Source organism: Pseudorhodoferax sp. Leaf267, assembly GCF_001422405.1.
In the GTDB taxonomy this organism is placed as follows: domain Bacteria; phylum Pseudomonadota; class Gammaproteobacteria; order Burkholderiales; family Burkholderiaceae_C; genus Pseudorhodoferax.
Genome location: NZ_LMMV01000004.1, coordinates 14,000 through 40,106, shown reverse-complemented (window position 1 = coordinate 40,106; position 26,107 = coordinate 14,000). Strand labels below are relative to the sequence as shown.

The 26,107-nt window shown below is 70.3% G+C and carries 27 protein-coding genes; 21 read left to right on the top strand and 6 right to left on the bottom strand.

Annotation, left to right across the window (positions count from 1 at the left end; translation table 11 throughout):
* Nucleotides 1–7: 7 nt before the first annotated feature.
* Complete coding sequence (locus ASF43_RS09190) at nucleotides 8–451, bottom strand: VOC family protein (RefSeq protein ID WP_056179392.1); 444 nt, start codon at nucleotides 449–451, stop codon at nucleotides 8–10.
* Between the two features lie 90 nt (nucleotides 452–541).
* On the opposite strand from ASF43_RS09190, the gene ASF43_RS09185 reads away from it, so the two are divergent.
* Together ASF43_RS09185 and ASF43_RS09180 are read left to right on the top strand one after the other, a co-directional pair.
* Complete coding sequence (locus ASF43_RS09185) at nucleotides 542–1,189, top strand: TetR/AcrR family transcriptional regulator (protein ID WP_235578192.1); 648 nt, start codon at nucleotides 542–544, stop codon at nucleotides 1,187–1,189.
* Nucleotides 1,190–1,269: 80 nt separating this feature from the next.
* Nucleotides 1,270–1,893, top strand: a complete 624-nt coding sequence (locus tag ASF43_RS09180) for a phosphatase PAP2 family protein (RefSeq protein WP_056179386.1) — start codon at nucleotides 1,270–1,272, stop codon at nucleotides 1,891–1,893.
* 21 nt (nucleotides 1,894–1,914) lie between these two features.
* Here ASF43_RS09180 and ASF43_RS09175 read toward each other — a convergent pair whose 3' ends face one another.
* A complete protein-coding gene (locus tag ASF43_RS09175; protein ID WP_056179383.1) occupies nucleotides 1,915–2,388 on the bottom strand; it encodes a peptidylprolyl isomerase in 474 nt (157 codons plus the stop codon).
* A 117-nt stretch (nucleotides 2,389–2,505) separates the two neighbouring features.
* Here ASF43_RS09175 and ASF43_RS09170 point away from each other — a divergent pair, with 117 nt between their 5' ends.
* The 7 genes from ASF43_RS09170 to ASF43_RS09140 all read left to right on the top strand — a co-directional run bounded on the left by ASF43_RS09170 (nucleotide 2,506) and on the right by ASF43_RS09140 (nucleotide 8,861).
* Nucleotides 2,506–4,323: a S8 family peptidase gene (locus ASF43_RS09170; RefSeq protein ID WP_082497737.1), complete on the top strand. Its 1,818-nt coding sequence runs from the start codon at nucleotides 2,506–2,508 to the stop codon at nucleotides 4,321–4,323.
* A gap of 5 nt (nucleotides 4,324–4,328) precedes the next feature.
* The gene (locus ASF43_RS09165) at nucleotides 4,329–5,051 is read left to right on the top strand and encodes an SDR family oxidoreductase (RefSeq protein WP_200932480.1); all 723 of its coding nucleotides are present in this window, start codon (nucleotides 4,329–4,331) and stop codon (nucleotides 5,049–5,051) included.
* Nucleotides 5,052–5,127: 76 nt separating this feature from the next.
* Nucleotides 5,128–5,532: a hypothetical protein gene (locus ASF43_RS09160; RefSeq protein WP_156373239.1), complete on the top strand. Its 405-nt coding sequence runs from the start codon at nucleotides 5,128–5,130 to the stop codon at nucleotides 5,530–5,532.
* A gap of 58 nt (nucleotides 5,533–5,590) precedes the next feature.
* Complete coding sequence (locus ASF43_RS09155; protein WP_056179375.1) at nucleotides 5,591–6,394, top strand: gamma-glutamyl-gamma-aminobutyrate hydrolase family protein; 804 nt, start codon at nucleotides 5,591–5,593, stop codon at nucleotides 6,392–6,394.
* Nucleotides 6,395–6,437: 43 nt separating this feature from the next.
* Entirely contained in the window at nucleotides 6,438–7,328 is an 891-nt protein-coding gene (locus ASF43_RS09150) for a MaoC family dehydratase N-terminal domain-containing protein (RefSeq protein WP_056179678.1), read from the top strand.
* Nucleotides 7,325–8,560 carry a CoA transferase gene (locus ASF43_RS09145; protein WP_056179372.1) on the top strand — a complete coding sequence of 412 codons (1,236 nt, stop codon included), beginning with the start codon at nucleotides 7,325–7,327 and terminating at the stop codon, nucleotides 8,558–8,560. Before ASF43_RS09150 ends, ASF43_RS09145 begins: the two co-directional genes overlap by 4 nt.
* Nucleotides 8,561–8,603: 43 nt before the next feature.
* On the top strand, nucleotides 8,604–8,861 hold the full coding sequence (locus ASF43_RS09140) for a hypothetical protein (protein ID WP_056179369.1): 258 nt from the start codon (nucleotides 8,604–8,606) through the stop codon (nucleotides 8,859–8,861).
* Nucleotides 8,862–8,864: 3 nt separating this feature from the next.
* Here the strand turns inward: ASF43_RS09140 and ASF43_RS09135 are convergent, their stop codons facing one another.
* On the bottom strand, nucleotides 8,865–9,779 hold the full coding sequence (locus tag ASF43_RS09135) for a protein NO VEIN domain-containing protein (protein WP_056179366.1): 915 nt from the start codon (nucleotides 9,777–9,779) through the stop codon (nucleotides 8,865–8,867).
* A gap of 139 nt (nucleotides 9,780–9,918) precedes the next feature.
* On the opposite strand from ASF43_RS09135, the gene ASF43_RS09130 reads away from it, so the two are divergent.
* Complete coding sequence (locus tag ASF43_RS09130; RefSeq protein ID WP_056179364.1) at nucleotides 9,919–10,929, top strand: tripartite tricarboxylate transporter substrate-binding protein; 1,011 nt, start codon at nucleotides 9,919–9,921, stop codon at nucleotides 10,927–10,929.
* A 13-nt stretch (nucleotides 10,930–10,942) separates the two neighbouring features.
* On the opposite strand, the gene ASF43_RS09125 is transcribed toward ASF43_RS09130, so the two are convergent.
* Together ASF43_RS09125 and ASF43_RS09120 are read right to left on the bottom strand one after the other, a co-directional pair.
* The gene (locus ASF43_RS09125) at nucleotides 10,943–11,515 is read right to left on the bottom strand and encodes a DUF3016 domain-containing protein (RefSeq protein ID WP_056179361.1); all 573 of its coding nucleotides are present in this window, start codon (nucleotides 11,513–11,515) and stop codon (nucleotides 10,943–10,945) included.
* Between the two features lie 9 nt (nucleotides 11,516–11,524).
* Nucleotides 11,525–12,673: a serine hydrolase gene (locus tag ASF43_RS09120; protein WP_082497736.1), complete on the bottom strand. Its 1,149-nt coding sequence runs from the start codon at nucleotides 12,671–12,673 to the stop codon at nucleotides 11,525–11,527.
* 233 nt (nucleotides 12,674–12,906) lie between these two features.
* On the opposite strand from ASF43_RS09120, the gene ASF43_RS09115 reads away from it, so the two are divergent.
* The 3 genes from ASF43_RS09115 to ASF43_RS09105 all read left to right on the top strand — a co-directional run bounded on the left by ASF43_RS09115 (nucleotide 12,907) and on the right by ASF43_RS09105 (nucleotide 17,751).
* Nucleotides 12,907–15,102: a malate synthase G gene (locus ASF43_RS09115; protein WP_056179359.1), complete on the top strand. Its 2,196-nt coding sequence runs from the start codon at nucleotides 12,907–12,909 to the stop codon at nucleotides 15,100–15,102.
* A gap of 127 nt (nucleotides 15,103–15,229) precedes the next feature.
* Nucleotides 15,230–16,402 carry an ATP-binding protein gene (locus tag ASF43_RS09110; protein WP_056179356.1) on the top strand — a complete coding sequence of 391 codons (1,173 nt, stop codon included), beginning with the start codon at nucleotides 15,230–15,232 and terminating at the stop codon, nucleotides 16,400–16,402.
* 200 nt (nucleotides 16,403–16,602) lie between these two features.
* Entirely contained in the window at nucleotides 16,603–17,751 is a 1,149-nt protein-coding gene (locus tag ASF43_RS09105) for an AI-2E family transporter (RefSeq protein WP_082497735.1), read from the top strand.
* A 7-nt stretch (nucleotides 17,752–17,758) separates the two neighbouring features.
* Here ASF43_RS09105 and ASF43_RS09100 read toward each other — a convergent pair whose 3' ends face one another.
* A complete protein-coding gene (locus ASF43_RS09100; RefSeq protein WP_056179355.1) occupies nucleotides 17,759–18,109 on the bottom strand; it encodes a DUF1304 domain-containing protein in 351 nt (116 codons plus the stop codon).
* Between the two features lie 108 nt (nucleotides 18,110–18,217).
* Between ASF43_RS09100 and ASF43_RS09095 the strand changes: the two genes are divergently transcribed.
* The 8 genes from ASF43_RS09095 to ASF43_RS09060 all read left to right on the top strand — a co-directional run bounded on the left by ASF43_RS09095 (nucleotide 18,218) and on the right by ASF43_RS09060 (nucleotide 25,996).
* Nucleotides 18,218–18,445 carry a cysteine-rich CWC family protein gene (locus tag ASF43_RS09095; RefSeq protein ID WP_200932478.1) on the top strand — a complete coding sequence of 76 codons (228 nt, stop codon included), beginning with the start codon at nucleotides 18,218–18,220 and terminating at the stop codon, nucleotides 18,443–18,445.
* A gap of 33 nt (nucleotides 18,446–18,478) precedes the next feature.
* The gene (locus ASF43_RS09090; protein ID WP_056179351.1) at nucleotides 18,479–18,667 is read left to right on the top strand and encodes a 4-oxalocrotonate tautomerase; all 189 of its coding nucleotides are present in this window, start codon (nucleotides 18,479–18,481) and stop codon (nucleotides 18,665–18,667) included.
* 13 nt (nucleotides 18,668–18,680) lie between these two features.
* The gene (locus ASF43_RS09085; protein WP_056179348.1) at nucleotides 18,681–20,132 is read left to right on the top strand and encodes an MFS transporter; all 1,452 of its coding nucleotides are present in this window, start codon (nucleotides 18,681–18,683) and stop codon (nucleotides 20,130–20,132) included.
* Nucleotides 20,133–20,134: 2 nt separating this feature from the next.
* Nucleotides 20,135–20,899 (top strand): class II glutamine amidotransferase, encoded by a 765-nt coding sequence (locus ASF43_RS09080; RefSeq protein WP_056179345.1) that lies wholly within the window; start codon nucleotides 20,135–20,137, stop codon nucleotides 20,897–20,899.
* Nucleotides 20,900–21,117: 218 nt separating this feature from the next.
* The gene (locus ASF43_RS09075; protein ID WP_056179341.1) at nucleotides 21,118–21,918 is read left to right on the top strand and encodes a gamma-glutamyl-gamma-aminobutyrate hydrolase family protein; all 801 of its coding nucleotides are present in this window, start codon (nucleotides 21,118–21,120) and stop codon (nucleotides 21,916–21,918) included.
* Nucleotides 21,919–21,999: 81 nt separating this feature from the next.
* Entirely contained in the window at nucleotides 22,000–23,364 is a 1,365-nt protein-coding gene (locus tag ASF43_RS09070; RefSeq protein WP_056179338.1) for a glutamine synthetase family protein, read from the top strand.
* Nucleotides 23,365–23,404: 40 nt separating this feature from the next.
* Nucleotides 23,405–24,799, top strand: coding sequence for an aspartate aminotransferase family protein (locus ASF43_RS09065; RefSeq protein ID WP_056179335.1), 1,395 nt, complete (start codon nucleotides 23,405–23,407; stop codon nucleotides 24,797–24,799).
* A gap of 195 nt (nucleotides 24,800–24,994) precedes the next feature.
* Nucleotides 24,995–25,996 carry a LacI family DNA-binding transcriptional regulator gene (locus tag ASF43_RS09060; protein ID WP_235578191.1) on the top strand — a complete coding sequence of 334 codons (1,002 nt, stop codon included), beginning with the start codon at nucleotides 24,995–24,997 and terminating at the stop codon, nucleotides 25,994–25,996.
* Nucleotides 25,997–26,107: the final 111 nt, after the last annotated feature.

The window sequence follows — 26,107 nt, the reverse complement described above, 5'->3', positions numbered from 1 at the left end:
AGCGGGCTCAGGGCCTGGGCTGGTCCGGGTCTTCGGTGACGACCATCCACGGCACGCCGAAACGGTCGGCCACCATGCCGAACAGCGGGCTGAAGAAGGTCTTGGCCAGCGGCACCTGCACCTGGCCGCCGTCGGCCAGTGCGTCGAACAGGCGGCGGCCCTGGGCGGCGTCCGGCACGATCAGCGACAGCGAGATGCCCTGGAAGTTCGGCTTGCCGCTGGCCATGCCGTCGGACGCCATGAGCACCGCGCCGCCGACGCGGAACGAGGCGTGCATGATCTTCTCGCCATCGGGCGGCGGGCCGCCTGCGCAGCCATCGCCGCCCGCACCGGGCTCGGGGTTGTCCTTGAAGCGCATCACGTGCTCGACCGTGGCGCCGAGCCGGTCGCGGTAGAAATTGAGGGCCTCTTCGCAGCGGCCTTCGAAGAACAGATAGGGTTGGACCTGCATGGCAATCTCCTTCGGGGTTGTAAACACTTGTGAACAGTGCTCACAAGCAATATAACCGCAATAATGGACAGCGTCCACATCAGGGTTTCCATGACCGATCCGCTTGCCGAACCGCCGCTCGCGCGCAGCACCTACCGCCATGGCGACCTGCGCCGCGCGCTGCTCGATGCTGGCCTGCAGCTGGCCGCGGCCGGAGGGCCGGACGCCGTGGTGCTGCGCGAGGCCACGCGCCGTGCCGGTGTGGCGCCGAACGCGGCCTACCGCCATTTCGCGAACCGCGAGGACCTGCTGGACGCCGTGCGCACCGCCGCCGTTGCCGCCGTGGCCGAGGCCATGGAGGCCGAAATGGCGCGCGTGCCCACCGACGGCACGCCGCTGGCCCAGGCCCGCGCCCGCGTGCGCGCCGTGGGCGCCGGTTACCTGGAGTTCGCGCGCACGCACACGGGCCTGTTCCGCACGGCCTTCGGCGGCCGGTTCGCGCTGGGCGGCGCACCCGACCCGGCCAAGGCCGGCCGCAGCGGGCTGGACCCGTTCCGGCACCTGGGGGCGGCGCTGGACGCGCTGGTCGCGGCCGGCGCGCTGCCGCCCGAACGCCGGCCCGGCGCCGAGTTCCTGGCCTGGTCCACCGTGCACGGCCTGGCGCTGCTGCTGATCGACGGGCCGCTGCGCGGCCTGCCGGGCGCTCAGGTCGACGGGCTCACGCAGAGGCTGCTGGACATGGTGGAGCGCGGGCTGTGAACCGTGCCCGCGGACGCGGTACCTGACCCTAGGGTCTTCCCGGATGTCGCGACAATGCACGCGCCGCCCGCCTCCCCGCCATGCCACTCGGTTTCTGGACCACCATCACCCAGCTTGGAAATTCCACGCTGCTGCAGCCCGCCGCCCTCGCGCTGGCGCTGTGGCTGCTGGCCACGGGCCAGCTGCGCCTGCCGGCCGCCTGGCTGCTGTCGTTCGGCACGGCGGTGGCGCTGGTGCTGGCCAGCAAGCTGGCCTTCATGGGCTGGGGCCTGGGCATCGCGGCCATCGACTTCACGGGCTTGAGCGGGCACAGCACCGTGTCGACGGCCGTGTTCACGATGGGCGCCTGGCTGGCCGTGGCCGACCGATCACCGCGCGCGCGGCAGCTGGCCGTCGCTGCCGGCCTGCTGGTCGGTGTGCTGGTCAGCATCTCGCGCCTGGCGCTGCATGCGCATTCCGTGTCCGAGGTGGTCACCGGCTTCGCGCTGGGCGCCATGGCCGCGCTGCTGCCCATCGCCTGGCGGTCGGGCGCCCCGCGCATCCGGCAGCGCTGGGTGCCCGTGGCACTGGCCTGCACGCTGGCCCTGGTGCCGCAGATGGGCCGGCCCGCGGAAACCCATGGCCTGGTCCAGCAGATGGCGTTGGCCGTGTCCGGCCGCACCCAGGTGTACAGCCGCCACATGCTGCACGCCGACGCGCTCTAGCGCAGCGACGCGCCGCCGCGGTCAGTGGTGGTGGCCGTGGCCACCGTGCACGTGGCCGTGCGTGATCTCCTCAGCCGTGGCTGCGCGCACCTCGGTCACCTGCAGGGTGAAGCGCAGCGCCTTGTCGGCCCAGGGGTGGTTGGCGTCCAGCAACACCTGGTCGCCCTTGATCTTCATGACCGTGAACACCTGCTCCTGCCCGTCCTCCGTCATGCCGCGCAGCTGGCCGCCGACCTTCACCCCGGGCGGGAATTCGCTCTTGGGAATGGTACGGGCCAGGCTTTCCTGGCGCTTGCCGAAGGCGTCCTCGGGCGAAAGCTCCAGCGTGCAGCGGTAGCCGGTTTCCCGGCCCTCCAGCGCCTCTTCGATCTTCGGCAGGGTGTTGTCGTAGCCGCCGTGCAGGTAGGCCGTGGATTCGCGGTTGGCCAGCGGCTTGCCGTTGGCTTCGGTCACGCTGTACTGCAGGGTGACGGCGGTGTCTTTGGTGATCTTCATGCGGATGCGGGTTCTGGAGCGCGCAGGTGCGCGCGGGGCGCCGATTGTCGTGCAAGCACGCCGGACGCGATGCTTTCCGACACCTGACCCGTGCCAATCTCGGGTACAACCGCCGCCATGCGCAAACTCCTCGCCGCGATGGCGCTGGCCACTGGCCTGCTGCCCCAAGCCCACGCCGAACAGGCACCGGTCCAGAACCTCATCGTGCGGCTCAAGCCCACGCCCGAGGCGACACGCGAGGCACCGCAGGCCGCGCGCGAACGCCTGCGATCGGTCGCCACGTCGGCGGGTGTGCAGATGAGCGACGCGCGGCCTGTCGGCACGCACCACCAGCTGCTGCGCCTGCCCGCCGCGCAGACCGGCGAGGCGCTGGACGCCACCATGCGCCGGCTGCGCCTGCACCCGGACGTCAGCGATGTCGAGCCCGACGTGCGCATCAAGCGCCTGGCCGTGCCCACCGATCCGGAATACGGCGCCCGCCAGTGGAACCTGCAGTCGTCCAACCAGTTCCCCGCCGCCATCAACATGCCCACGGCCTGGGACATCAGCACCGGCCGCCCCGCTGGCGTGGTTGCCGTGCTGGACGTGGGCGTGCGGCTGACCCACCCCGACCTGGCCGGCAAGCTGCTGCCCGGCTACGACTTCGTCAGCGAGATCGAATTCGCCAACGACGGCAACGGCCGCGACGCCGACCCCAGCGACCCGGGCGACTGGGTCAGCGCCGCGGACAAGCGCTCGTCGCTGTTCAGCACCTGCGACGTCGAGGACAGCTCCTGGCACGGCACCTTCATCGCCGGCCAGATCGCGGCGGCCACGAACAATGGGGCCGGCATCGCCGGCATCGACTGGCAGGGCAGGATCCTGCCGGTGCGCATCGCAGGCAAGTGCGGCGCGCTGCTGTCCGACCTGCTGGACGGCATGCGCTGGGCCGCGGGCCTGGCGGTGCAGGGCGTGCCCGCCAACCCGAACCCGGCGCGTATCCTGAACCTGAGCTTTGGTGGCGATGCGGCCTGCAGCGCGAGCTACCAGGACGTCATCAACGAGATCACCGATGCCGGCGCGCTGCTGGTGGTGGCCGCCGGCAACGGCGCGGGCGCGCTCGCGCGGCCGGCCGACTGCGCCCGTGTGCTGGCGGTCGGTGCGGTGCAGGAGGATGGCCGCAAGACCGCCTACTCCGATTACGGGCCCAACACGGGGCTGATGGCGCCGGGCGGCACGTCCGCGCGCGGCATCTATGCGCTGGACAACGCGGGCAGCACCGTGCCCACCGTCGACACCTACGGCCTGAAAGCCGGCACCAGTTTCTCGTCGCCCATGGCCGCGGGCGTGGCCTCGCTGATGCTGGCCGTGAACCCTTCGCTGACCCCGGCGCAACTGGTGGTGCGCCTGCAGGACTCCTCACGCCCGCACGTGGCGGTGGCCGGCGCGCCCTCGTGCAGCGTGAACGGCACCGTGGCCTGCAACTGCACGACCGCCACCTGCGGCCCCGGCCTGCTGGACGCCACGGCGGCCCTGCAGATCGCCAGCACCGCCCGGGCGCCCGGCGCGGCCATCGCGCCGGTCGCCCAGGCCGTGGCCGGCGCGACGGTCACGCTGGACGGCCGCACCAGCGCGGCCGGCGCCGGCAGCGCTATCACCAGCTACCAGTGGACCCAGATCGACGGCCCGACGGTGACCATCAACGGGGCCACCTCGGCCCAGGCCAGCGTGCAGCTCGCGTCCTCCAGCGCCGACTACGTGTTCCGCCTGGTCGTGACCAACAGTGACGGCCTGCGCGACGCCGCCACGGTCAACGTGAACGCCGTCGCGGCCGGCGGCGGCGATGGCGGTGGCGGTGGCGGCGGCGGTGGCGGCGGCGGCAGCACGGGCTGGCTGTGGGGCCTGGGCCTGTGGGCCGTGGCGCTGCTCGCCTGGCGCCGGCAACGCCCGGGCTGAACCCCGTGGACGGTCAGCGACCGGCGCGGCCATTGGCCGGGCGTACCGTGGCCATTGCCGGCGCCAGCCGCGGCATCGGCCAGGCCATGGCGGTGCTGCTGGCCGAACACGGCGCGAGCGTGATCGGTGGCGCCCGGGCCGCGGATGGGCCCGCGCCGCCAGGTGTGCGCATGCTTGCACTGGACGTCACCGACGCGTCGAGCGTACGCGCCTTCGCCGATGCCGCGGCCGACGCGGGCGCCGACAGCCTGGTGCACAACGCCGGCGTCGGCTTCTTCGCACCGATCGAGCACACCAGCGTGGCGGACTACCACCGTGTCATGGACACCAACGTGCTGGGCCTGCTGTTGGCCAGCCAGTGCTTCTTCCCGCATTTCCGGCGGCGACATGCGGCGGGCCTGGACAGCCAGGTGGTCACCATCACCAGCGACGTCAGCACCCGCACGTTCGCGCACGGTGGGCTGTACACGGCCAGCAAGTACGCGCAGCGCGCGTTGACGCAGGCGCTGGCGCACGAAGGCCAGCCCATCGGCCTGCGCGTGACCGAGATCCGGCCCGGCATGACCGACACCCACTTCAACGGCCACGTGCCGGGAACGGCAGAACGCGCGCTGCATCTGCAGCCGCTGGACGTCGCGCAGTCCGTCCTGCACGTGCTGTGCGCGCCACGGCATGTGCGCATCGACGAGGTGGTGCTGCATCCGGTCGTGCAGCCGGTGGTGTTCTAGCGACCGCCCGGCCCGGGCCGTGCCCGCGCTGCGCGCCAGCCGGCGCAAACCGAGAACAGTTCGACGATCTGGCGGCATGCAGCGCGTCCGCACTGCAGGAAGCGGCAGCGGTTGTTCCCCGAGCGTTGGCACGCGCGTGCCGTTCAAGGCAGGCGCCATGCGACCGGGCTTCGAGCGCCTGCGCGTGGTGCAGCGGGCTGATACGGCGCGCAACATTGGCACCCGCGTGGCGCCGGGCATCGGTCTGTCGTTACCGGGTGGCGGCATCGATTTCGGAGCGCAAGGTTTTGCCAGGGACGACCTCGCGGGCACCACGCCGGACGAACTGGCCCACGATTCCGTGGCCGCAAACCCTGCCATGACCGACCGGCGCGAGGCACTGGGCCGCATCGCCGCCGCCATCTACCGCCGGCGTATGGAAGAGGCGCTGGCCACTGAGGTTCCGGTGACGCCAGGGGCCGGCTTTCCTCACAGGCCATAGGGCCGCAGCGCGGGGCGTGCCACGCAGGGACAATGGTGTTCTTTGCGCACGCACGGCCATGAACACCACCCACAGCCGCCTGAAGATCGGCCTGTCCGCCTGCTTCTCGCATGCCGACCCCACGCGTTCGCTGTTCACGGGCAAGACGCTGCAGTACGTGGAGCAGTCGATCGCGCACTGGCTCATGTCCACCGGCGCCATGGTCGTCATGGTGCCCTGCCCCACGGGCAGCACGCAGCGCGGCGACGTGACCTACGAGCACTACGCGCAGTGGCTGGACGGCCTGGTCATGCACGGCGGCGCCGACGTCTGGCCCGGCAGCTACGGCGAGGAGCCACTGCACGAGAACTGGGCCGGCGACCGCATCCGCGACGAGTACGACAAGGCCCTGGTCGCCGCGTTCGAGGCTGTGGGCAAGCCCATCTTCGGCATCTGCCGCGGCCTGCAGCTGCTCAACGTGGCCTTCGGCGGCACGCTGTACCAGGACATCAACACCCAGGTGCCCGAGTCCTTCGTGCACCGTGACGCGGTGACCTACGACCTGAACTACCACAGCGTGGACATCGTGCAGGGCTCGCGCCTGTCGCGGCTGTACCCCGGCGTGGAGCGCGCGCGCGTGAACAGCATCCACCACCAGGCCATCAAGCGCCTGGCCGACGACTTCGACGCCGAGGCCTTCAGCGTCAGCGACGGCATCATCGAAGCCATCCGCCGCAAGGACGTGCACAAGAGCTACGTGGCCGCCGTGCAGTGGCACCCGGAGTTCCACCAGCCCGGCTCGGACACCATCGACGACGCCGCCATCCTGCAGGACTACCTGGACGCCGTGGCCGCGCGCCGCGGCCGAACAGCCCCTTCTTGAAAAGCCGATGGCCGGGCGCGCCGCCATCGCGCAAGATGGCGGCATGAGCACACCCCGCACCTCTTCCGCTTCCGCCTCCGACACCGACCTGAACCACCTGCGCGACTGGATCGGCCGCACCGAGACCCTGCGCGACACCGCCGCCCTGCAGCCCGTGGCCGCCCTGTCGGCCACGCTGGACCGCGACGACCCGGCGCCTGCGCCCGGCGATGCGCTGCCGCCGCTGTGGCACTGGCTGTATTTCCTGCCCCTGGCGCCCGCGCGCGCCATCGGCGAGGACGGCCACCCGCGCCGTGGCGGCTTCCTGCCGCCCGTGCCGCTGCCGCGCCGCATGTGGGCCGGCGGGCGGCTGCAGTTCCACCGCCCGCTGCGCCTGGGCGAGGCCATCACGCGCACCTCGCGCATCCTCGACGTGACCACCAAGTCCGGCCGCAGCGGCGCGCTGGTGTTCGTCACCGTGCAGCACGAGATCGCCGGCGCAGAAGGTGTGGCCATCACCGAGGAGCACGACATCGTCTATCGCGACGCGCCCCAGCCCGGCGCGCCCGCCGCCACGCCGGAGCCCGCGCCGGCCGATGCGCAATTCGAGCGCGGCATCGTGCCCGACCCGGTGCTGCTGTTCCGCTACTCGGCGCTGACCTTCAACGGCCACCGCATCCACTACGACCGCAGCTATGTGACCGAGGTCGAGGGCTACCCCGGCCTCATCGTGCACGGCCCCTTGATCGCCACCTTGCTGATGGACCTGGCGCGCCGCGAGCGGCCGGGCCAGGCGGTGCGACGCTTCGCGTTCAAGGCCGTGCGGCCGATCTTCGACATCCACCGCTTCACGGTCTGCGGGCGCGACGAGGGCGGGGGCCAGCTGGCGCTGTGGGCGCGCGACCACGAAGGCGCGCTGGCGATGCAGGCCACGGCCGAACTGGAGCCCGCATGACCTACCCGTTCCTGAACCGCCTGCGCGTCATCGAAAGCTCAGCCTTCATCGCAGCCCCCCTGGCCGGCCTGGCGCTGTCGCAGTTCGGCGCCGACGTGATCCGCGTGGACATTCCCGGTGGCGGCATCGACTACGCACGCCTGCCGCGCATGCCGCACCCCGAGGGCCAGGGCCGCAGCATTTACTGGGCGGGGCTCAACAAGGGCAAGCGCTCGGTGGCCATCGACATCCGCAAGCCCGAAGGCCGCGAGCTCGTGCAAGCCCTGGCCACCGCGCCGGGGCCGGACGCCGGCGTGCTGCTGACCAACATCGGCACGCCGTGGCTGGCGCACGCGGTGCTGGCCGCACGCCGTGCGGACGTCATCAGCTGCACCATCCAGGGCAACGCCGACGGCAGCACGGCCGTGGACTACACCGTGAACTGCGCGACCGGCTACCCCTATGCCACGGGCGGCGGCTCGCGCGAGCGGCCGGTCAACCACGTGATGCCGTCCTGGGACGTGGCCTGCGCCTACCAGGCCGCGTTCGCCATCGTCGCGGCCGTGCACCAGCGCACGCGCACGGCCGAGGGCGCCGAGCTCAAGCTGGCGCTGTCCGACATGGCGTTCGCCACGCTGTCCAACCTGGGCGTGCTGGCCGAGGCCGAGCTGCTGCACGCGGAGCGGCCGTCCATTGGCAACCACATCTACGGCGCCTTCGGCCGCGACTTCGCCACGGCGGATGGCGAGCGCATCATGGTCGCGGCGATCTCGGCCGGGCAGTGGCGCTCGCTGGTCAAGGCCTGCGGCATCGCCGAGGCCGTGGCCGCCACGCAGCAGCGCCTGGGCCTGGACTTCGACGACGAGGCCCAGCGCTACGCCGGCCGCGACGCCATCGCCGAGCTGGTCGAGCCCTGGTTCGCCGCGCGCGGCACGGCCGACGTGGAGCGCGAACTGCAGGCGAACAAGGTCTGCTGGGGCCGCTACAAGACCGTGGGCGAGCTGCTGGCCAGCGACCCGCGCGTGAGCCTGCACAACCCGGTGTTCGAGCAGGCCACCACACCAGGCATGGGTGAGCACCTGGTGGCCGGCAGCCCGGTGCGTGCGCCGGCCATGGCGCGTGCGCCCACGCGGCCGGCACCCTACATCGGCAGCCACACCGACGAGGTCCTGGCCGAGGTGCTGGGCCTGGACGGCGCGGCCATCGGGCGGCTGCACGACGCGGCCGTGGTGGCGGGTGTAGAGCCCGGCTGAGCGAGGCCGACAATGCGGCTTTGAGTTCACACCCCTTGCCGCCATGGCCGAAGCCGTCACCACCGCCACCTACAAGCTGTTCCCGTCGCCGCGCAACCGCGACCGCGACCGCGCGCTCTTCGAGCACGAGGTCTTCGTGCCGCACCCGTATGCGCTGGTGGACCCGCCCAGCTACGACCCGCAGGGCCGCTGGAGCCTGTTCGCCGCCTACCGGCTGGCCGACGGCAAGAACGGCCAGCTCGTGACCTACGAGCTGGCGGCCGACGCGGCCCGGTTCCAGGCGCGCTTCACGCCGGATTGACACTCAGTCGAGCAGGGGCTCCAGGCCGGGGGCCTGTTCGATCTCCGATGGCTTGAACAGCTTGTGCACCTTGGCCGGGCCGGTGGCGTCCATCACCACCGCCAGCCGCCACGGGTCGCCCTGCGCGGCGCGGGCGCGTTCCTTGGCCGTGAGCTGGAAACCGGCCACGCCGGTGGCCGTGCCCTTCGCGGCGATCTGCAGCAGGACCTTGCCCTTCTTGTCGGACACCTGGATGTCATAGCCCAACTGCTGGGCCGACACGTCCTCGGCCTTGTAGCCATAGGCCGAGAAATGCTGCGTCAGGTGTTCCATGGCGATGGCCTGCACCTGTTCGCGCGAGACCTGGCCCGCAGCGGCCTGCACCACGATGGCTGGCACGTGGCCGGGCGCGCGCGCGGCCTGCTGCTCTTCTTCGCTGGGCAGCCAGCCGCGCTCGCCGCGCACCAGCACGGCGAATTTCTGGTCGGGGTTCCAGTCGGCGACATGCCATTCCTGTTCATCGGGCACGCGCATGGACACCTTGGCCGCCTTGTCGGTCTCCAGGCTGGCGATCGCCACGCGGTTGGTCTGCAGCACCACGCGAAAGCCCTGGCCGGCGTCCAGCGTGCGCTTGAGCAGCTGGATGCGGTCCTTGGCGCGCTGCATCTGCAGCGCGCTGCGCTCGCCCCCGCCGATGCGGTGCAGCGCGTCCAGCGACTCCAGCGCGAACCAGCGCCCGCCGGCCCCGACGCGCACGAACTCGGCCCACATGGTGGCGATCACGTTGTCGCCCGTGGCCAGCCAGGCATGGTCCGAGGCCTTGTCGCGCGCATCGAACACGCCCATCTTGGCGATGATCTCGACAGGCGTGCGCTTGTCGCCCGCCAGGCGCTTTTCATTGATGACCGCAAGGACCGTGGGATCGACTTCTTTTTCCATTCGGAGGGAATCTGGCAATTGATGACGGCGCCGAGTATCCCGCGAAGCGCCGGGCCGGCTGCGGGATAACGCGCTTGCCCCGCCGGGGCGTCGCCCGCAGACTGCCGGCTCCCTTCCCCATCCCCCGGACGCTGCCACCATGCCCCTGTCGCTGCCCACCTCGCCCCGCCCCTGGTCCCGCCGCGCGTTCGCGGCCCTGCTGGGCCCGGCCCTCGCGCTCGGCGCGCTGGCCAGCCATGCGCAGGCCTACCCGAACAAGCCCATCACGCTGGTCGTGCCCTTCGCGGCCGGCGGGCCGACCGACGTGGTCGCGCGCACGCTGGGCACGCTGCTGGGCCGCCAGTTGGGCCAGACGGTGATCGTGGAGAACAAGGTCGGCGCGGGCGGCACGGTGGCCTCGGCGTTGGTCGCCAGGTCGGCACCCGACGGCTACACGCTGCTGCTGCACCACAACGGCATGTCGACCGCGCCGGCGCTGTACCGCAAGATGAGCTTCAACCCGCTGACCGACTTCGAGTACGTGAGCCAGGTCGTCGACGTGCCCATGACGCTGCTGGGCCGCAAGGACTTGCCGGCCAACAACCTGCAGGAGCTGATGGCCTGGCTCAAGGCCAACCCGGGCAAGGCCAACCTGGCGAACGCGGGGCTGGGCGCGGTGTCGCACCTGTGCGGCATGCTGTTCCAGAAGGCCGTGGGCGCCGAGGTGACGACCGTGCCGTTCTCGGGCACGGCGCCGGCCATGAATGCGCTGCTGGGCGGGCAGGTCGACATCCTGTGCGACCAGACCACGCAGACCACGCCGCACATCAAGGCCGGCTCGGTCAAGCTGTTCGGCGTCACAACCAAGGACCGCGTGCGCGCCTTGCCGGACGCGCCCACGCTCGCGCAGCAGGGGCTCAAGGATTTCGAGGTCGTGGTCTGGCACGGCATCTACGCACCCAAGGGCACGCCGGCCGCTGCCATCGAACGCTTCAACGCGGCGCTGCACGTGGCGCTGAAGGACCCGGCCTTCGTGAGCCGCATGGCCGACCTGGGCGCCGAGGTGGTGCCCGAGTCCAAGCAGTCGCCAGACGGGCTCAAGACCTGGCTCACGTCGGAGATCGCGAAGTGGGGCCCCGTGATCCGCGCCGCCGGCGTCTACGCGGACTGACGCAGCCGACGCATCAGCGCCGCGCGCTGAATTCCCTGCCCACCCAGTCGTCGACCAGCACCTTCTCGAAGCGCAGGGGGTCGTTCGCGTAAGGGCTGGGCCGCATCATGAAATTGAGGTCGCGCAGCTGGCGGCTGCCGCTTTGCAGCACGCGGCCGTTGGCGGCCAGGCGCTTGAAATCGAGGTCGATGCGCGGCGGGTAGATGTCGCGCACCACGCGCAGGTCGGCGGCCTGCGCGCCGCGCCAGGGCTCGAAGCTGCCGGCGCGCTTCACGTCGGTGAGGTGCACTTCGAGCCGCTCGCCGGTCGGCAGGGCAGCCGCGGCGCGCTCGGACAGGTGTTCGCTGAGCGCGTCCAGCCAGGCGCGGCGCGCGCTGTCGCTCTCGTGCCGGCCGTCGCGCGCATCGCTGAACCGTGCCGGGTCGCCGTAGGTCACGCTGACGGTGCCGGCGGCCACGCCCGCGCGCATCTGCGTGTCCATCGGCCTGCCCGCGAACGGGTTGGCGCAGGCGGCCAGCGCGCAGGCCGCGGCCAGCACCAGCCAGCGCCAGTGGCCGGTGGTCACAGGGGGTTGAAGCTTGGTCATGCCCAGGTTTTACTCGACCGCCGCATAGACCAGATGGCGGAACAGGTTTCGGAAATAGATGCGCTGGTTCGGCGCCTGCGTCAGCAGCATGGCGAACACGTCCTCCTGCGGGTCCACGAAGAACGAGGTGCCGCCGATGCCGCTCCAGAAGTACATGCCCGGCGCACCCGGCTGCGGCGCCAGGCCCGCGCCGCGGCGCACGGCCACGCCCAGGCCGAAGCCGTGGCCCGGCGTCAGCAGCTCGCCGCTGGGTGGAATGGCGCCCAGATGGTCGGCCGTCATCCAGTCGATGGTGGTGCGCGACACCAGGCGCCGGCCCTCGAAACAGCCGCGGTTGCGCAGCAACTGCAGGAAGCGCAGGTAGTCGCCGGCCGTGGACAGCAGGCCGCCGCCGCCCGACTCGAAGGCGGGCACGATGGTCGCGTCCATCATCACGACGCGCTGGCCGCTGTCCGGGCAGTGCGCGAACGGCTCGGCGATGCGCGCCTGTGCCTCGGGCGAGAGGCTGAAGCCGGTATCGGCCATGCCCAGCGGCCCCAGGATGAGCCGCTGCAGCAGCTGGCCCAGCGGCTCGCCGCTGGCCACTTCGAGCACGGCGCCCAGCACGTCGGTGGCGCGGCTGTATTCCCACAGCGTGCCGGGCTGGGCCACCAGCGGCAGCTGGGCCAGCGCCTGGCAGAAGGCGCGGTTGCTGCGCGAGCGGTCGGCCAGGTCGGCCCCCTGGTAGAGCCGGTGCACGGGCCCGTTGCCGACGAACTCGTAGGTCAGGCCGGCCGTGTGGCGCAGCAGGTCGTGCACCGTGGCAGGGCGCAGTGGGCGCTCGTGCAACAGTACGCCGTCGCGCTCCACGCCCACCGGCGTCTCGGCGAACTCCGGCAGGTACTGCGCGACCGTGTCCACCAGCTGCAGCTGCCCGGCCTCGGCCAGCATCAGCGCGGCCAGCGAGACGATGGGCTTGGTCATCGAATAGATGCGGAACACGGCGTCGGGCGCCATGGCCTGGCCGCTGGCCGGGTCGCGCCGGCCAAGGGCCTCGAAGTGCTGCACCTCGCCGCCGGCCGCCACCAGCGCGACCGCGCCCGGGATGCGCCCGTTGTCGATGTGCTGCTGCAGCACCTGGGACAGGCGCTGCAGCGCGGCGGGGTTCAGTCGGGCCATGGGCAAGCTTTCCGGTTCGTCGATGAAGGGCTGGCCCGGGCGGCATTGCGCCGCTGGGCCATCGGTTTTTGGCGGACTTGGCTCCGATTACCATCGTCCAGGTCACAGATGACGCGCCAGCCCGATGGGCAATCGCGGGCGGTGCGTCCTCTACAGTCGGTGGTTCGCCGCGCCCGTGCGCGGCTCCGTTTTTGCTTCACCCGTCGTTCCACGGAACTCGAAAGGCCAGCACCATGACCGCACGCACTACCTTACACCGCCTCCAGGTCGCGACCAACCTGGTCCGTTTCGTCGAAGACAAGGTGCTGCCCGGCACCGGCATCGAGGCGGCGGCGTTCTGGAAGGGCTTCGACGCCATCGTCGGCGACCTGGCGCCCAAGAACATCGCCCTGCTGGCCGAGCGCGACCGCCTGCAGACCGAGATCGACGCCTGGCACACCGCCCACCCTGGCCCCATCGCCGACATGCCGGCCTACCAGGCCTTTCTGGAAAAGATCGGCTACCTCGTGCCCGTGCCGGCCGGCACCAAGGCCACGACGACCAACGTCGATGCCGAACTCGCCATCCAGGCCGGCCCGCAGCTCGTCGTGCCCATCCTGAACGCGCGCTACGCGCTGAACGCGGCCAATGCGCGCTGGGGCTCGCTGTACGACGCGCTGTACGGCACCGACGCCATTCCCGAGACCGACGGCGCCGAGAAGGGCAAGGGCTACAACCCCGTGCGCGGCGCCAAGGTCATCGCGTTCGCGCGCAACGTGCTGAACCAGGCCGCACCGCTGGCCAGCGGCACGCACATCGAAGCCACGGGCTACCGCGTCGAAGGCGGCAAGCTGGTGGTGCAACTGGGCGAGGGCGCCACGGGGCTGGCCGACGCCTCGCAGTTCATCGGCTACCAGGGCGCGGCCGAGGCGCCCACCTCGGTGCTGCTCAAGCACAACGGCAACCACATCGACATCCAGATCGACCGCAGCACGGCCATCGGCAAGACCGACCCGGCCGGCGTCAGCGACGTGGTGATGGAAGCGGCCCTGTCCACCATCCTCGACCTGGAAGACTCGGTCGCCGTGGTCGATGCCGAGGACAAGGAACTGGCCTACAGCAACTGGCTCGGCATCCTGCAAGGCACGCTGACCGAAGAAGTCGCCAAGGGCGGCAAGACCTTCACGCGCGGCCTGAACCCGGATCGCCAGTACACCGGGGCCGACGGCAAGCCCGTCACGCTGCACGGCCGCTCGCTGATGTTCCTGCGCAATGTGGGCCACCTGATGACCAACCCGGCCATCCTGTACCAGGCCGCCGACGGCACGACCAAGGAAATCCCCGAAGGCATCATGGACGCGGTCATCACGACCACCATCGCGCTGCATGACTTGAAGCCCAAAGCCGGCCAGACCGTGCGCAACTCGCGCACCGGATCGGTCTACATCGTCAAGCCCAAGATGCACGGCCCGGCCGAGGTGGCCTTCGCCAGCGAACTGTTCGGCCGTGTCGAGCAGCTGCTGGGCCTGGCCGACAGCACCGTCAAGCTCGGCATCATGGACGAGGAGCGCCGCACCAGCGTGAATTTGCAGGCCTGCATCGCCGCGGCCGCCAGCCGCGTGGCCTTCATCAACACCGGCTTTCTGGACCGCACCGGCGACGAGATGCACACCGCCATGCTGGCCGGCCCCATGCTGCGCAAGGGCGACATGAAGAGCACGGCCTGGATCCAGGCCTACGAGAAGAACAACGTGCTGGTCGGCCTGGCCTGCGGCCTGCGCGGCAAGGCGCAGATCGGCAAGGGCATGTGGGCCATGCCCGACCTGATGGCCGCCATGCTCGAGCAGAAGATCGCCCAGCCCAAGGCCGGCGCCAACACCGCCTGGGTGCCCAGCCCCACGGCCGCCACGCTGCATGCGCTGCACTACCACCAGGTCAACGTGGCCGACATCCAGAAGGGCCTGGAGCAGACCGACGTGGCCGCCGAGCGTGCCGACATCCTGAACAAGCTCTTGAGCATCCCCGTTACGGCCACGCCGAACTGGTCCGATGCCGAGAAGCAGCAGGAACTGGACAACAACGCCCAGGGCATCCTCGGTTACGTGGTGCGCTGGATCGACCAGGGCGTGGGCTGCTCCAAGGTGCCCGACATTCACAACGTGGGCCTCATGGAAGACCGCGCCACGCTGCGCATCAGCAGCCAGCACATCGCCAACTGGCTGCACCACGGCGTGGTGACCGAGGCGCAGGTGAAGTCCACTTTCGAGCGCATGGCCGCCGTGGTCGATGGGCAGAACGCGGACGACCCGCTGTACCGCAAGATGGCCGGCAACCCGCAGGGCGCGGCCTACCAGGCGGCGCTGGACCTGGTGTTCAAGGGCAAGGAGCAGCCGAGCGGCTACACCGAGCCGCTGCTGCATGCCTGGCGGTTGAAGGTGAAGGCGGGGTGAGGTCGGCCCCAGCGTAAACGAACGGCGCCAATGGCGCCGCTTGTTTTTGTGCTTCGGCAAGCTGAGCCGATGGAACGGCTATAGGAAGATTTGTACAATTTCAAAATTTAATTTTGGATTTGTACAAATGACAGATCCGCTCCCCCGCCATGCCCACGCCCTGCTCATGCGCCTGGCATCGGCCTTCCCGGTGCTGGCGCTGACGGGGCCGCGCCAATCCGGCAAGACCACGCTGGCGCGCATGGCGTTTCCCGCCAAGCCCTACCTGTCGCTGGAAGACATCGACACGCGCGAACGGGCGCTGGCCGACCCGCGCCAGCTCTTCGCCAACCTGCCGCAGGGCGCGATTCTGGACGAGGTGCAGCGTGCGCCCGAGCTGCTCTCGTACCTGCAGGGCGTGGTCGACACGCGCGGCCGCATGGGCGACTTCATCATCACGGGGTCGCAGCAGTTCGGCTTGCGCGACCGCATCAGCCAGTCGCTGGCGGGGCGCGCCGGCAGCCTGCAACTGCTGCCGCTGTCGCTGGCCGAGATCGGCGCGGCAAGCTCCGATGCGTCGTCCATGGAGCAGACAGTGTGGCAGGGCGGCTATCCGGCCCTGTTCGACGCCCGGCGCACCGCCGCGGCCCTGCCCAGCCAGTGGTTCAGCGCCTACATCGCCAGCTACATCGAGCGCGACGTCCGGCAGGTATTGGAGGTCACCAACCTGTCGCTGTTCCAGCGCTTCGTGCTCATGTGTGCGTCGCGCACCGGCAGCTTGCTCAACCTGGCCGCGCTGGCCGCGGATTGCGGCATCAGCCAGCCCACGGCGCGCAGCTGGTTGAGCGTGCTGGAAGCCAGCTACGTCGTGCGCCTGCTGCAGCCCTTTCACCAGAACCTGGGCAAGCGACTGGTCAAGACGCCCAAGCTGTACTTCCTGGACACCGGCCTGCTGTGCCACCTGCTGCGCATCGACAGCCCGCAGACCCTGGCCACCCACGCGATGCGCGGCGCCATCTTCGAATGCTGGGTCGTCAGCGAAACGCTGAAGTACCGCTTCAACCGCGGGCTCGATGCCGACCTCTATTTCTGGCGCGACAACCACGGTACCGAGATCGACCTGGTGTTCGAGCATGCCGGGCTGCTGCACGCCGTCGAGATCAAGTCGGGCGCCACCTTTGCCAGCGACTGGACGCACGCCGCCGCCCGCTGGAGAACCTACGCGGGAGCATCGGCAGCGCCCGCGACGGTGGTGTACGGGGGTCACGACAGTTACGTGGTGGGGGATGTCCAGGTGATGAGCTGGCGGGACTTTGCATAGGTGGTCCTGCTCCTATTGATCCATGCAATTCATGGAGTGAAGTTCCACAAATGCAAGGATGTCGGCGACGTTGCCGGCGCTACGTTGCACGCAATCAGCCTTCCCGCCCTGCCCTCCGGCCTGCGGCATGCGCCCCCGTCCCACAAGCCCGCTCCGCGATTCCCGATACGATCCGGCCCACCTTGCCATCCTCGAACACCATGAACTCCCTGCCCCCCGAATCGCCGCCCGCCCTGGAGCAAAAGGCGTTCATGCTGTTGCTGCTCGCCGTCTCGGTGGCTTTCGTCTGGATCCTGCTGCCGTTCTACGGCGCGGTGTTCTGGGGCGCGGTGCTCGCCATCGTGTTCTCGCCGCTGTACCGCCGGCTGCTCATCAAGACCCGCAACCGGCCCACGCTGGCCGCGCTGCTGACGTTGCTGCTCATCCTGGTGCTGGTGTTCCTGCCGCTGTCGCTGATCACCGCTTCGCTGATCCAGGAGGGCACGGCGCTGTTCGAGCGCATGCGCCAGGGCGACGTGAGCTTCTCGGGCTACGTGAACCAGATCTACGCCGCGCTGCCCGACTGGCTCACGCAACTGCTGGGCCGTTTCGGGCTCGATAACCTCTCGGTGCTGCAACAGCGCCTGACAGCCGCGCTCAACGAGGGCGGCCAGAAGATCGCGACCCAGGCGCTCAACATCGGGCAGAACACCTTCGACTTCGTGGTCAGCTTCTTCATCATGCTGTACCTGCTGTTTTTCCTGCTGCGCGATGGGGCCAAGCTGTCGCGCCGCATGCGCGATGCGATTCCGCTGAACTCGGCCTACCTGCGCAACCTCTCGGGCAAGTTCATCACCGTGATCCGCGCCACGGTCAAAGGCAACATCGTCGTGGCCATCGTGCAGGGCGCACTGGGTGGTGCGGCGTTCTGGGTCCTGGGCATCCACGCGCCGGTGCTGTGGGCCGTGCTGATGGCGTTCCTCTCGCTGCTGCCGGCCGTGGGCGCGGGCCTGGTCTGGGGGCCGGTGGCGATCTACCTGCTGGCCACCGGCGCCACGCTGCCGGGCATCGGCCTGGTGGTCTACGGCGTGCTCGTGATCGGCCTGGTCGACAACGTGCTGCGCCCGCTGCTGGTGGGCAAGGACACCAAGATGCCCGATTACCTGGTGCTGATCAGCACGCTGGGCGGCATGGCGCTGTTCGGGCTCAACGGCTTCGTGATCGGCCCGCTGATTGCGGCCATGTTCATCGCCGTGTGGGACATCTTCGCCACCGAGCAGGCCCAGGCCAATGCGCTGGCCCAGGCGGCGGCCGTGCCAGCCCAGCCCGAGCCTGCCGCGCTGGAGGCCCCGCTACGCCGCCTGCCCTGACGCGGCGTCAGCGCAGCCAGATCGCGGCCAGCGCCAGCAGGGCCGGCAAGGCCTGCACGAAGAAGATCTTGCGGTTCACGGTGAGCGCGCCGAACAGGCCGGCCACCACCACGCAGGCGAGGAAGAACACCTGGATGTGCGTGCCCTGCGGCCCCAGGTTCAGGCCCCAGAGCAGGCCCGCCGCGAGGAAGCCGTTGTACAGGCCCTGGTTGGCCGCCAGCACCTTGGTGGTCTCGGCCTTCTCGGGGGTGTTGTTGAAGGTCTTCATGCCGAACGGCTTGTCCCACAGGAACATCTCGAGCACCAGAAAGTAGAGGTGCAGCAGCGCGACCAGCGCGATGAGGATGTTGGCGAGCATCTCGTTCTCCTTGTTGTGGCGAGCCTGCGCATTGTGAGGTGCGCCAGGCGCCGCAACGGCCTGTTGTCCTGCGGCGCCGGCGCTGGGGCTTCCCCTACACTGGCCCGCATGCTCTCCCCCACGCAGTGGCCCGAGCCGGCCATGGACGCTGCACGTTGCCCTTTGTGCGGGGCGGAGAACGGCTGCGCCGCGCAGGCTGCCCGCGATGGGCTCGTGGCCGCCGCGGTCCACGATTGCTGGTGCATGGTCACAGACATCGCGCCCGGCGTGCTCGAGCGCATCCCGGCCGCGCAGCGCGGGCGGGCCTGCGTCTGCGCGCAGTGCGCGCGCGGCTAACATGCCCGCCTTTCAGTCAACCGAGGAACCTCCATGCCCACCTACCACGTCGAAATGATGGAAGGCCGCACCATCGAGCAGAAGAAGAAGCTGGTCGCCGAGATCACGCGCGTCTCGGTCGAGATCCTGGGCGGCTCCCCGGAGTCGGTGGACATCCTCATCACCGACATCAAGCGCGAGAACTGGGCCACCGGCGGCACGCTGTGGTCCGAGAAGAAGTAACGAGCCTGCCAGTTTGAGCGCGCCGGCCACACTGCCCGAGCTGCAGGCCCGCTACGGGCCGCGCTACCGCTGGCTGCTGCTGCTCTCGGTCATGGTGGGCACGATGGCGTCCATCATGTCGTCCACCATCGTGAACGTGGCCGTCCCCGACATGAGCCACCACTTCGCGCTCGGCCCCTCGCGCGCCACCTGGGTCAGCTCGGGCTTCATGGTGGCCATGACGAGCTCCATGCTCACCACGCCCTGGCTGCTGTCGCGCTACGGCTACCGCAGGACCTGCTACGGCGCGGTGGGCCTGCTGCTGGCCGGCGGCGTGGTCGGCGGCCTGGCCGGCAACTACCCGCTGGTGCTGGCCGCGCGCGTGGCCGAGGGCCTGGCAGCCGGCGTGCTGCAGCCGATCCCGGCCATCATCATCCTGCGCGCCTTCGCGCCCACCGAGCAGGGCCGCGCCAGCGGCATCTTCGGCATGGGCGTGGTGCTGGCGCCTGCGCTGGGGCCCAGCATCGGTGGCGTGCTGGTCGACCTGTTCGGCTGGCGTTCCATCTTCTTCATGGTCGTGCCGTTCTGCCTGGCCGCGCTGTGGCTGGCGCGCAAGTTCGTGCCCGTCACCGCCCCCGGCGGCGGTGCGGCCGACCGCGGCGCCGCGCTGGACTGGCGCGGCCTGGTTCTGGGCACGGTGGGCACCCTGTGCCTGCTCAACGGCATGATCGAGCTGCATGCCGGCGCGTTCGCGCTGGCGGCGGCGCTTTTGGCCGGCATGGGGGCCGCGTTCGGCATCTTCCTGTGGTGGCAGCGGCGCCTGGCCGCGCAGGGCGGCGCGCCGCTCATGAATCTGGCGCTGTTCCACTACCGGCAATTCGCCATGGGCAGCCTGGTGTCCTTCATCTACGGCACGGCGCTGTTCGGCTCCACCTACCTGCTGCCGGTCTACATGCAGTCGGGCCTCAACCTGTCGGCATCCTATGTGGGCACCATCCTGATGCCGGCTGGCCTGGTGCTGGCCGGCGTGCTGGTGGGCGTCGGCCGGCTGGCCGACCGGCTGCCGGCCTCGCTGCTGGTCAGCACGGGCCTGGTACTGCTGGCGGCCTCGTTCGCGCTGATGGTCACCATCACCCTGGGCACCTCCATCTGGTGGCTGGTGGCCTGGGCCATCCTGGGCCGCATCGGCCTGGGCTTCATCCTGCCCTCGCTGAACCTGGGCGCCATGCGCGGGCTGGACAAGGGCCTGATCCCGCAGGGCGTGAGCGCCATCAACTTTTTGCGCATGCTGGGCGGCGCGGCCGGCGTCAGCCTGTGCGGCATCGTGCTCGAATGGCGGCTGGCCGCGCATGGCGACAGTTTTGCCAACCCCGTCACCAGCCCGGCGCGGCTGGCCGCGTTCAACGAATCGTTTCTGATGCTGGCCGCGTTGTGCGCGCTGGCCGTCGTGGCGGCGCGCCAGTTGCGTCCGGCACAGGGAGAGTAAGCATGTGCCAACTGCTGGGCATGAACTGCAACACGCCGACCGACGTGGTGTTCAGCTTCACGGGTTTCGCCGAGCGCGGTGGCCGCACCGACCACCATGCCGACGGCTGGGGCATCGCCTTTTTCGAAGGCCACGGCCTGCGCCATTTTGTCGACCACCAGAGCGCCTGCAGCTCGCCCGTGGCCGAGCTGATCCGCCGCTACCCGATCAAGAGCCGCAACGTGATCTCGCACATCCGCAAGGCCACGCAGGGCGAGGTGGTGCTGGAGAACTGCCACCCCTTCGTGCGCGAGCTGTGGGGCCGCTACTGGGTGTTCGCGCACAACGGCGACCTGAAGGACTTCCACCCCCGGCTGCACGCCGCGTTCCGCCCGGTCGGCACCACCGACAGCGAGCGCGCCTTCTGCTGGATCATGCAGGAGCTGGCCAAGTCGCATGCCGGCGTGCCCTCGATCGCCGAGCTCACGCTCACGCTGCGCGAGCTGGCGCCGCGCATCGCGCGCCACGGCACCTTTAACTTCCTGCTGTCCAACGGCCAGGCGTTGTGGGCCCATGCGTCCACGCACCTGCACTACGTGGAGCGCCGGCATCCGTTCGCCAACGCGCAGCTGGCCGACGAGGACCTGTCCGTCGACTTCTCCAGCCTGACCACGCCGAACGACCGCGTGGCCGTGGTCGTGACCACCCCGCTCACGACCAACGAGGCCTGGACGGCCTTTGCACCGGGCCAGCTCAAGGTGTTCGTCGACGGCGCCGAGCTGGCCTGATCGCCGAGCCGTCACAGCGCTGTCCTACACTGCACCGGCGCCTGTGACCGGTTGAGGGCGTGCTGCGGCAGCCCTCGACTTGCACCCTTCACGGCGTCGACCGGCCTGCGTCCTGGCACACGGCTTGCTCAATCGATGGCCCCGGCATCGAAGCGCATGCGCACAGCAAGCCCCTGCGTCATGTCGCACGACGGTCGTGAACCCGACGCAGCGAGCCCATGAGCACCACCACTTCGCCCCTCGAACGCAACCGGCCCATCGTCCTGGTTCCCGCCTGCAGCAAGCCGATCGGCCACCACGCGTTTCATGTCGCCGGAAGGAAGTACGTCGACGCCGTCCGGCTGGCCGGCTGCCTGCCCCTGGTGGTGCCGGCAGCCGCACCGCAGGAGGTGGGCGCGCTGCTGGCCATCGCCGACGGCGTGCTGCTGACCGGCTCCGCGTCCAACGTGCACCCGCGCCACTTCGGCGAGGCGGTGCACGACACCGCGTTGCCGCTGGACGAGGCGCGTGACACCTGGACGCTGCCGCTGATCCGCGAGACGCTGCGGCGCGGCATGCCGCTGCTTGGCATCTGCCGCGGCCTGCAGGAGACCAACGTGGCGCTCGGCGGCGCGCTGCACCAGGCGGTGCAGGAGCAGCCTGGCCTGGCCGACCACCGCTCGCGCGACGCCGACCCGGTGGAGGTCCAGTACGGCCCGGCCCATGTGGTGCACGTGCAGCGCGGCGGCGTCCTGGAGGCCGTGCTCGGGCCCGCCGACTTCCAGGTCAACAGCCTGCACGGCCAGGGCATCGCGCGCCTGGCCGACGGCCTGCGCGTCGAGGCCCGCGCGCCCGACGGCCTCATCGAAGCCTTCTCCGACCCGCGGTCCAGCGGCTTCAACCTCTGCGTGCAATGGCACCCGGAATGGCAGGCTGCCGACAACCCCGTCTCGCGCCAGCTGCTGGCCGCCTTCGGCCAGGCCTGCCGGCGCTGGCGCGACGCGCGCAGCCCCCACGCCGACCACGTGCCCGAGACCTAGCGGCGCCTGCGCGCGCCCACCCCCGGTGTCACAAGCGTCCCCGTGCCCGGCCTTCACGCCGGGCGCATTCGAAAGGTAGCGATGGTTGCAAGAGACAGTTCCCCCTTCAGCGAGCTCGAGCACTGGCTCGACCAGCGTGGCGTGACCGAGATCGAATGCCTCGTGCCCGACCTCACGGGCGTGGCGCGCGGCAAGATCCTGCCGCGCGAGAAGTTCACCGAAGACCGCGGCATGCGCCTGCCCGAGGCCATCGTGGCCATCGGCGTGACGGGTGAGTTCCCGCAGTCCGGCCCCTACTACGACGTGATCGCGCCGACCGACCGCGACATGCACCTGCAGCCCGACCCGGCCACCGTGCGCATCGTGCCCTGGGCCGCCGACCCGACGGCGCAGGTCATCCACGACTGCTTCGACCGCAACGGCAAGCTCATCCCCTACGCGCCACGCTCGGTGCTGCGACGCGTCTGCGACCTGTACGCCGCCGAGGGCTGGTCGCCCGTGGTCGCGCCCGAGCTGGAGTTCTACCTGATCGAGCGCAACACCGACCCGAACCAGCCGCTGCGCGCGCCACGCGGGCGCAGCGGGCGGGCCGAAACCTCGCGCCAGGCCTATTCCATCGATGCGGTCAACGAGTTCGACCCGCTGTTCGAGGACATCTATGCCTACTGCGAAAAGATGGAGCTCAACGTCGACACGCTGATCCACGAGGTCGGCGCCGGGCAGATGGAGATCAACTTCTTCCACGACCATCCGCTAGGCCTGGCCGACGAGGTCTTCTTTTTCAAGCGCACGATCCGCGAGGCGGCGCTGCGCCACGAGATGTACGCCACCTTCATGGCCAAGCCCATGGCCAACGAGCCTGGCAGCGCCATGCACATCCACCAGAGCGTGGTCGACGCCGCCGGCCGCAACATCTTCAGCAACACCGACGGCAGCCCCTCGGACGCCTTTCGCTGGTACATCGGCGGCCTGCAGCGCTACATCCCGGCGGCCATGGCCTTGTTCGCGCCCTACGTCAATTCCTACCGACGCCTGGCGCGCGCGACGGCGGCGCCGATCAACATCCAGTGGGGCACGGACAACCGCACCGTGGGCATCCGGGCGCCGCTGGCCCAGGCTGCGGCACGCCGCGTGGAGAACCGCGTCATCGGCGCCGACGCCAACCCCTATGTCGCGCTGGCCGCCACGCTGGCCTGCGGCTACCTGGGCATGAAGAACCGCATCGAGCCCAAGCCCGAGTGCAAGGGCGACGCCTACCTGGGCGACTACAGCCTGCCGCGCAGCCTGGGCGAGGCGCTCGAACTGCTCAAGGCCAAGACGGACCTGCACGACGCGCTCGGCAGGGAGTTCGTGACCGTCTACACCGAGGTCAAGGAGATCGAGTACGAGGAGTTCATGAAAGTGATCTCGCCCTGGGAGCGCGAGCATCTGCTCCTGCATGTCTGAACCCACGCCGTACCGATCCCCCGCACGAGGCACCCCCCCCATGACCACCCATACCGGCACCGCCACCCGCAGCACCCAGGACTGGCAGCGCGCCGACGCCGCGCACTTCCTGCACCCCTTTACCGACTTCCAGAGCCTGGCGCGCAAGGGCTCGCGCATCATCACGCGGGCCGAAGGCATCCACCTGCACGACAGCGAGGGCCACAGGATCCTCGACGCGATGTCCGGCCTGTGGTGCGTCAACGTGGGCTACGGCCGGCAGGAGCTGGTGGACGCGGCCACGCGCCAGATGCAGGAGCTGCCGTTCTACAACGCCTTTTTCCAGACCGCCACGCCGCCGGCGATCGAGCTGGCCGAGCTGCTGGCCCAGGTCACGCCGCGCCAGTTCCAGCACGTGTTCTTCGCGGGCTCGGGCTCCGAGGGCAACGACACCGTGGTGCGCATGGTGCGCCGCTACTGGGACCTGCTCGGCCAGCCCGAGCGCCAGGTCATCATCAGCCGCAACAACGCCTACCACGGCTCCACCATGGCGGGCGCCTCGCTGGGCGGCATGCGCGGCATGCATGTGCAGGGCGGCCTGCCCATCCCCGGCATCGTGCACATCGAGCAGCCCTACTGGCACGCGCTGGGCCGCAGCCAGTCGCGCGAGGCCTTCGGCCTGCAGGCCGCGGGCTGGCTGGAGGCCAGGATCCTGGAAATCGGCGCCGACAAGGTGGCGGCCTTCATCGGCGAGCCGGTGCAGGGCGCCGGTGGCGTGATCGTGCCGCCCGACAGCTACTGGCCCGAGATCCAACGCATCTGCGACAAGTACGGCATCCTGCTCGTGTCCGACGAGGTCATCTGCGGCTTCGGCCGCACCGGCCACTGGTTCGGCTGCGAGCGCTTCGGCACCAGGCCCGACCTCATGACCTTCGCCAAGGGCGTGACCTCGGGCTATGTCCCGCTGGGCGGCGTGATGGTGGGCGAGCGCATCGCCAAGGTGCTGATCGAGCAGGGCGGCGAGTTCAGTCACGGCTACACCTACTCCGGCCACCCGGTGGCCTGCGCCGTCGCGCTGGCCAACATCCGCCTCATCCAGCGCGAAGGGCTGGTGGAGCGCGTGCACGGCGACAGCGGCCCCTACCTCGCGCAGTGCTTCGAGGCGCTGGCGGACCACCCACTGGTGGGCGAGACGCAGTCCTGCGGAATGATGGGCGCGGTGCTGCTGGTCAAGGACAAGGCCGGCGGCGAAGCCTTCCCCGAAGCGCTGGAGGTCGGCATGGTGTGCCGCGGCCACTGCTTCGGCAACGGCCTGATCATGCGCGCCGTGGGCGACCGCATGATCATTGCGCCGCCGCTGGTGATGACGCGCGCGCAGATCGACGAGATGATGGCGCTCATCCGCCGCTGCCTGGACCTGACCTGGGCCGACGTGCGGCGCAACGGCTGGGCCTGAGCCGGCTCGCCGGGCGGGAGCGGCCTCGATGTCGTGTGTGGTCAGCTGCTCGGTGATGCCGCGCGCGCGGTTGTCGACGCGCATGCGCTGGCCCGGCACGTGATTCGGGTGCCGCAGCGCCACGAATGCGTCGCGCGCCACGGCGCCGTGCCGGTGAAGTTCGTCACAATCCCGCACCCGGCAAGAAAACACCCTGTGAACACCAGCGCCAAGCCCTTCACGATCCACGACGTCGCGCGCATGGCAGGCGTCTCGGCCATGACCGTCTCGCGCGCGTTGAACACCCCCGCCAAGGTCTCGCCCGACACGCTGGCGCGCGTGCGCGAGGCCGTGCAGCGCACCAACTACGTGCCCAACGCCATGGCCAGCGGGCTGCGGCTGTCGCGCGCGCGGCTGGTGTCGGCACTGCTGCCCACGCTGGTGGGCCCGGTGTTCCAGGAGATGGTGGAGGCGCTGGACCTGGCGCTGCACGAGCGCGGCTACCAGCTCATGATCGGCCAGAGCGGCTACGACGCCACACGCGAGGACGAGCTGCTCAAAACCATCATCCAGCGCCGGCCGGACGGCATCGTGATGACCGGCCTGGTGCGCTCCGAGGAAGGCCGCCGCGCGCTGCGCGCCAGCGGCATCCCGGTGGTGGAAACCTGGGAGCTCACGGACACACCGGTGGACATGCTGGTGGGCTTCTCGCACGCGGCCATCGGCGCGGCCGTGGTCGATTACCTGCACGGCCGCGGCCACCGCTGCATCGGCATGGTCAGCGCCGACGACCGGCGCGCGGCCACGCGCATCGCGGCGTTCGCAGCGCGCGCGCAGGCGCTGGGCATCGAGGTCGTGCCCACCGCCTACTCGCCTGCGCCCAGCACCATGGGCGCGGGCCGCGCCGGGCTGGCCGCGCTGCTGGCGCGTGCGCCGGGGCTCACGGCCGTGTTCTGCAGCTCCGACATGCTGGCGCTGGGCGCGTGCATCGAGGCGCGTGAGCGCGGCCTGGCCATCCCGGGGCAACTGGCCATCGTCGGCCTGGGCGACCAGAGCGTGGCGGCCGACGCGGCGCCGCCGCTCACCACGGTCCGCATCGACGGCACGCGCATCGGGCGCCTGGCGGCCGAGATGGTGATTGCGCGCGTCGAGGGCCAGAGCGCCGACGCGGGCGTGGTGGACATCGGCTTTTCCATCGTCGAGCGCGCCAGCAGCTAGGGGCGCCCGCGCGCCTCACGGCGGCACAGCTCCAGGGTAATCCCTTAGTTTTCCATTGGTAGATATCGTTAACATCAACCTGTTAACGATAACTTTGCGCAGTCCGCTCCA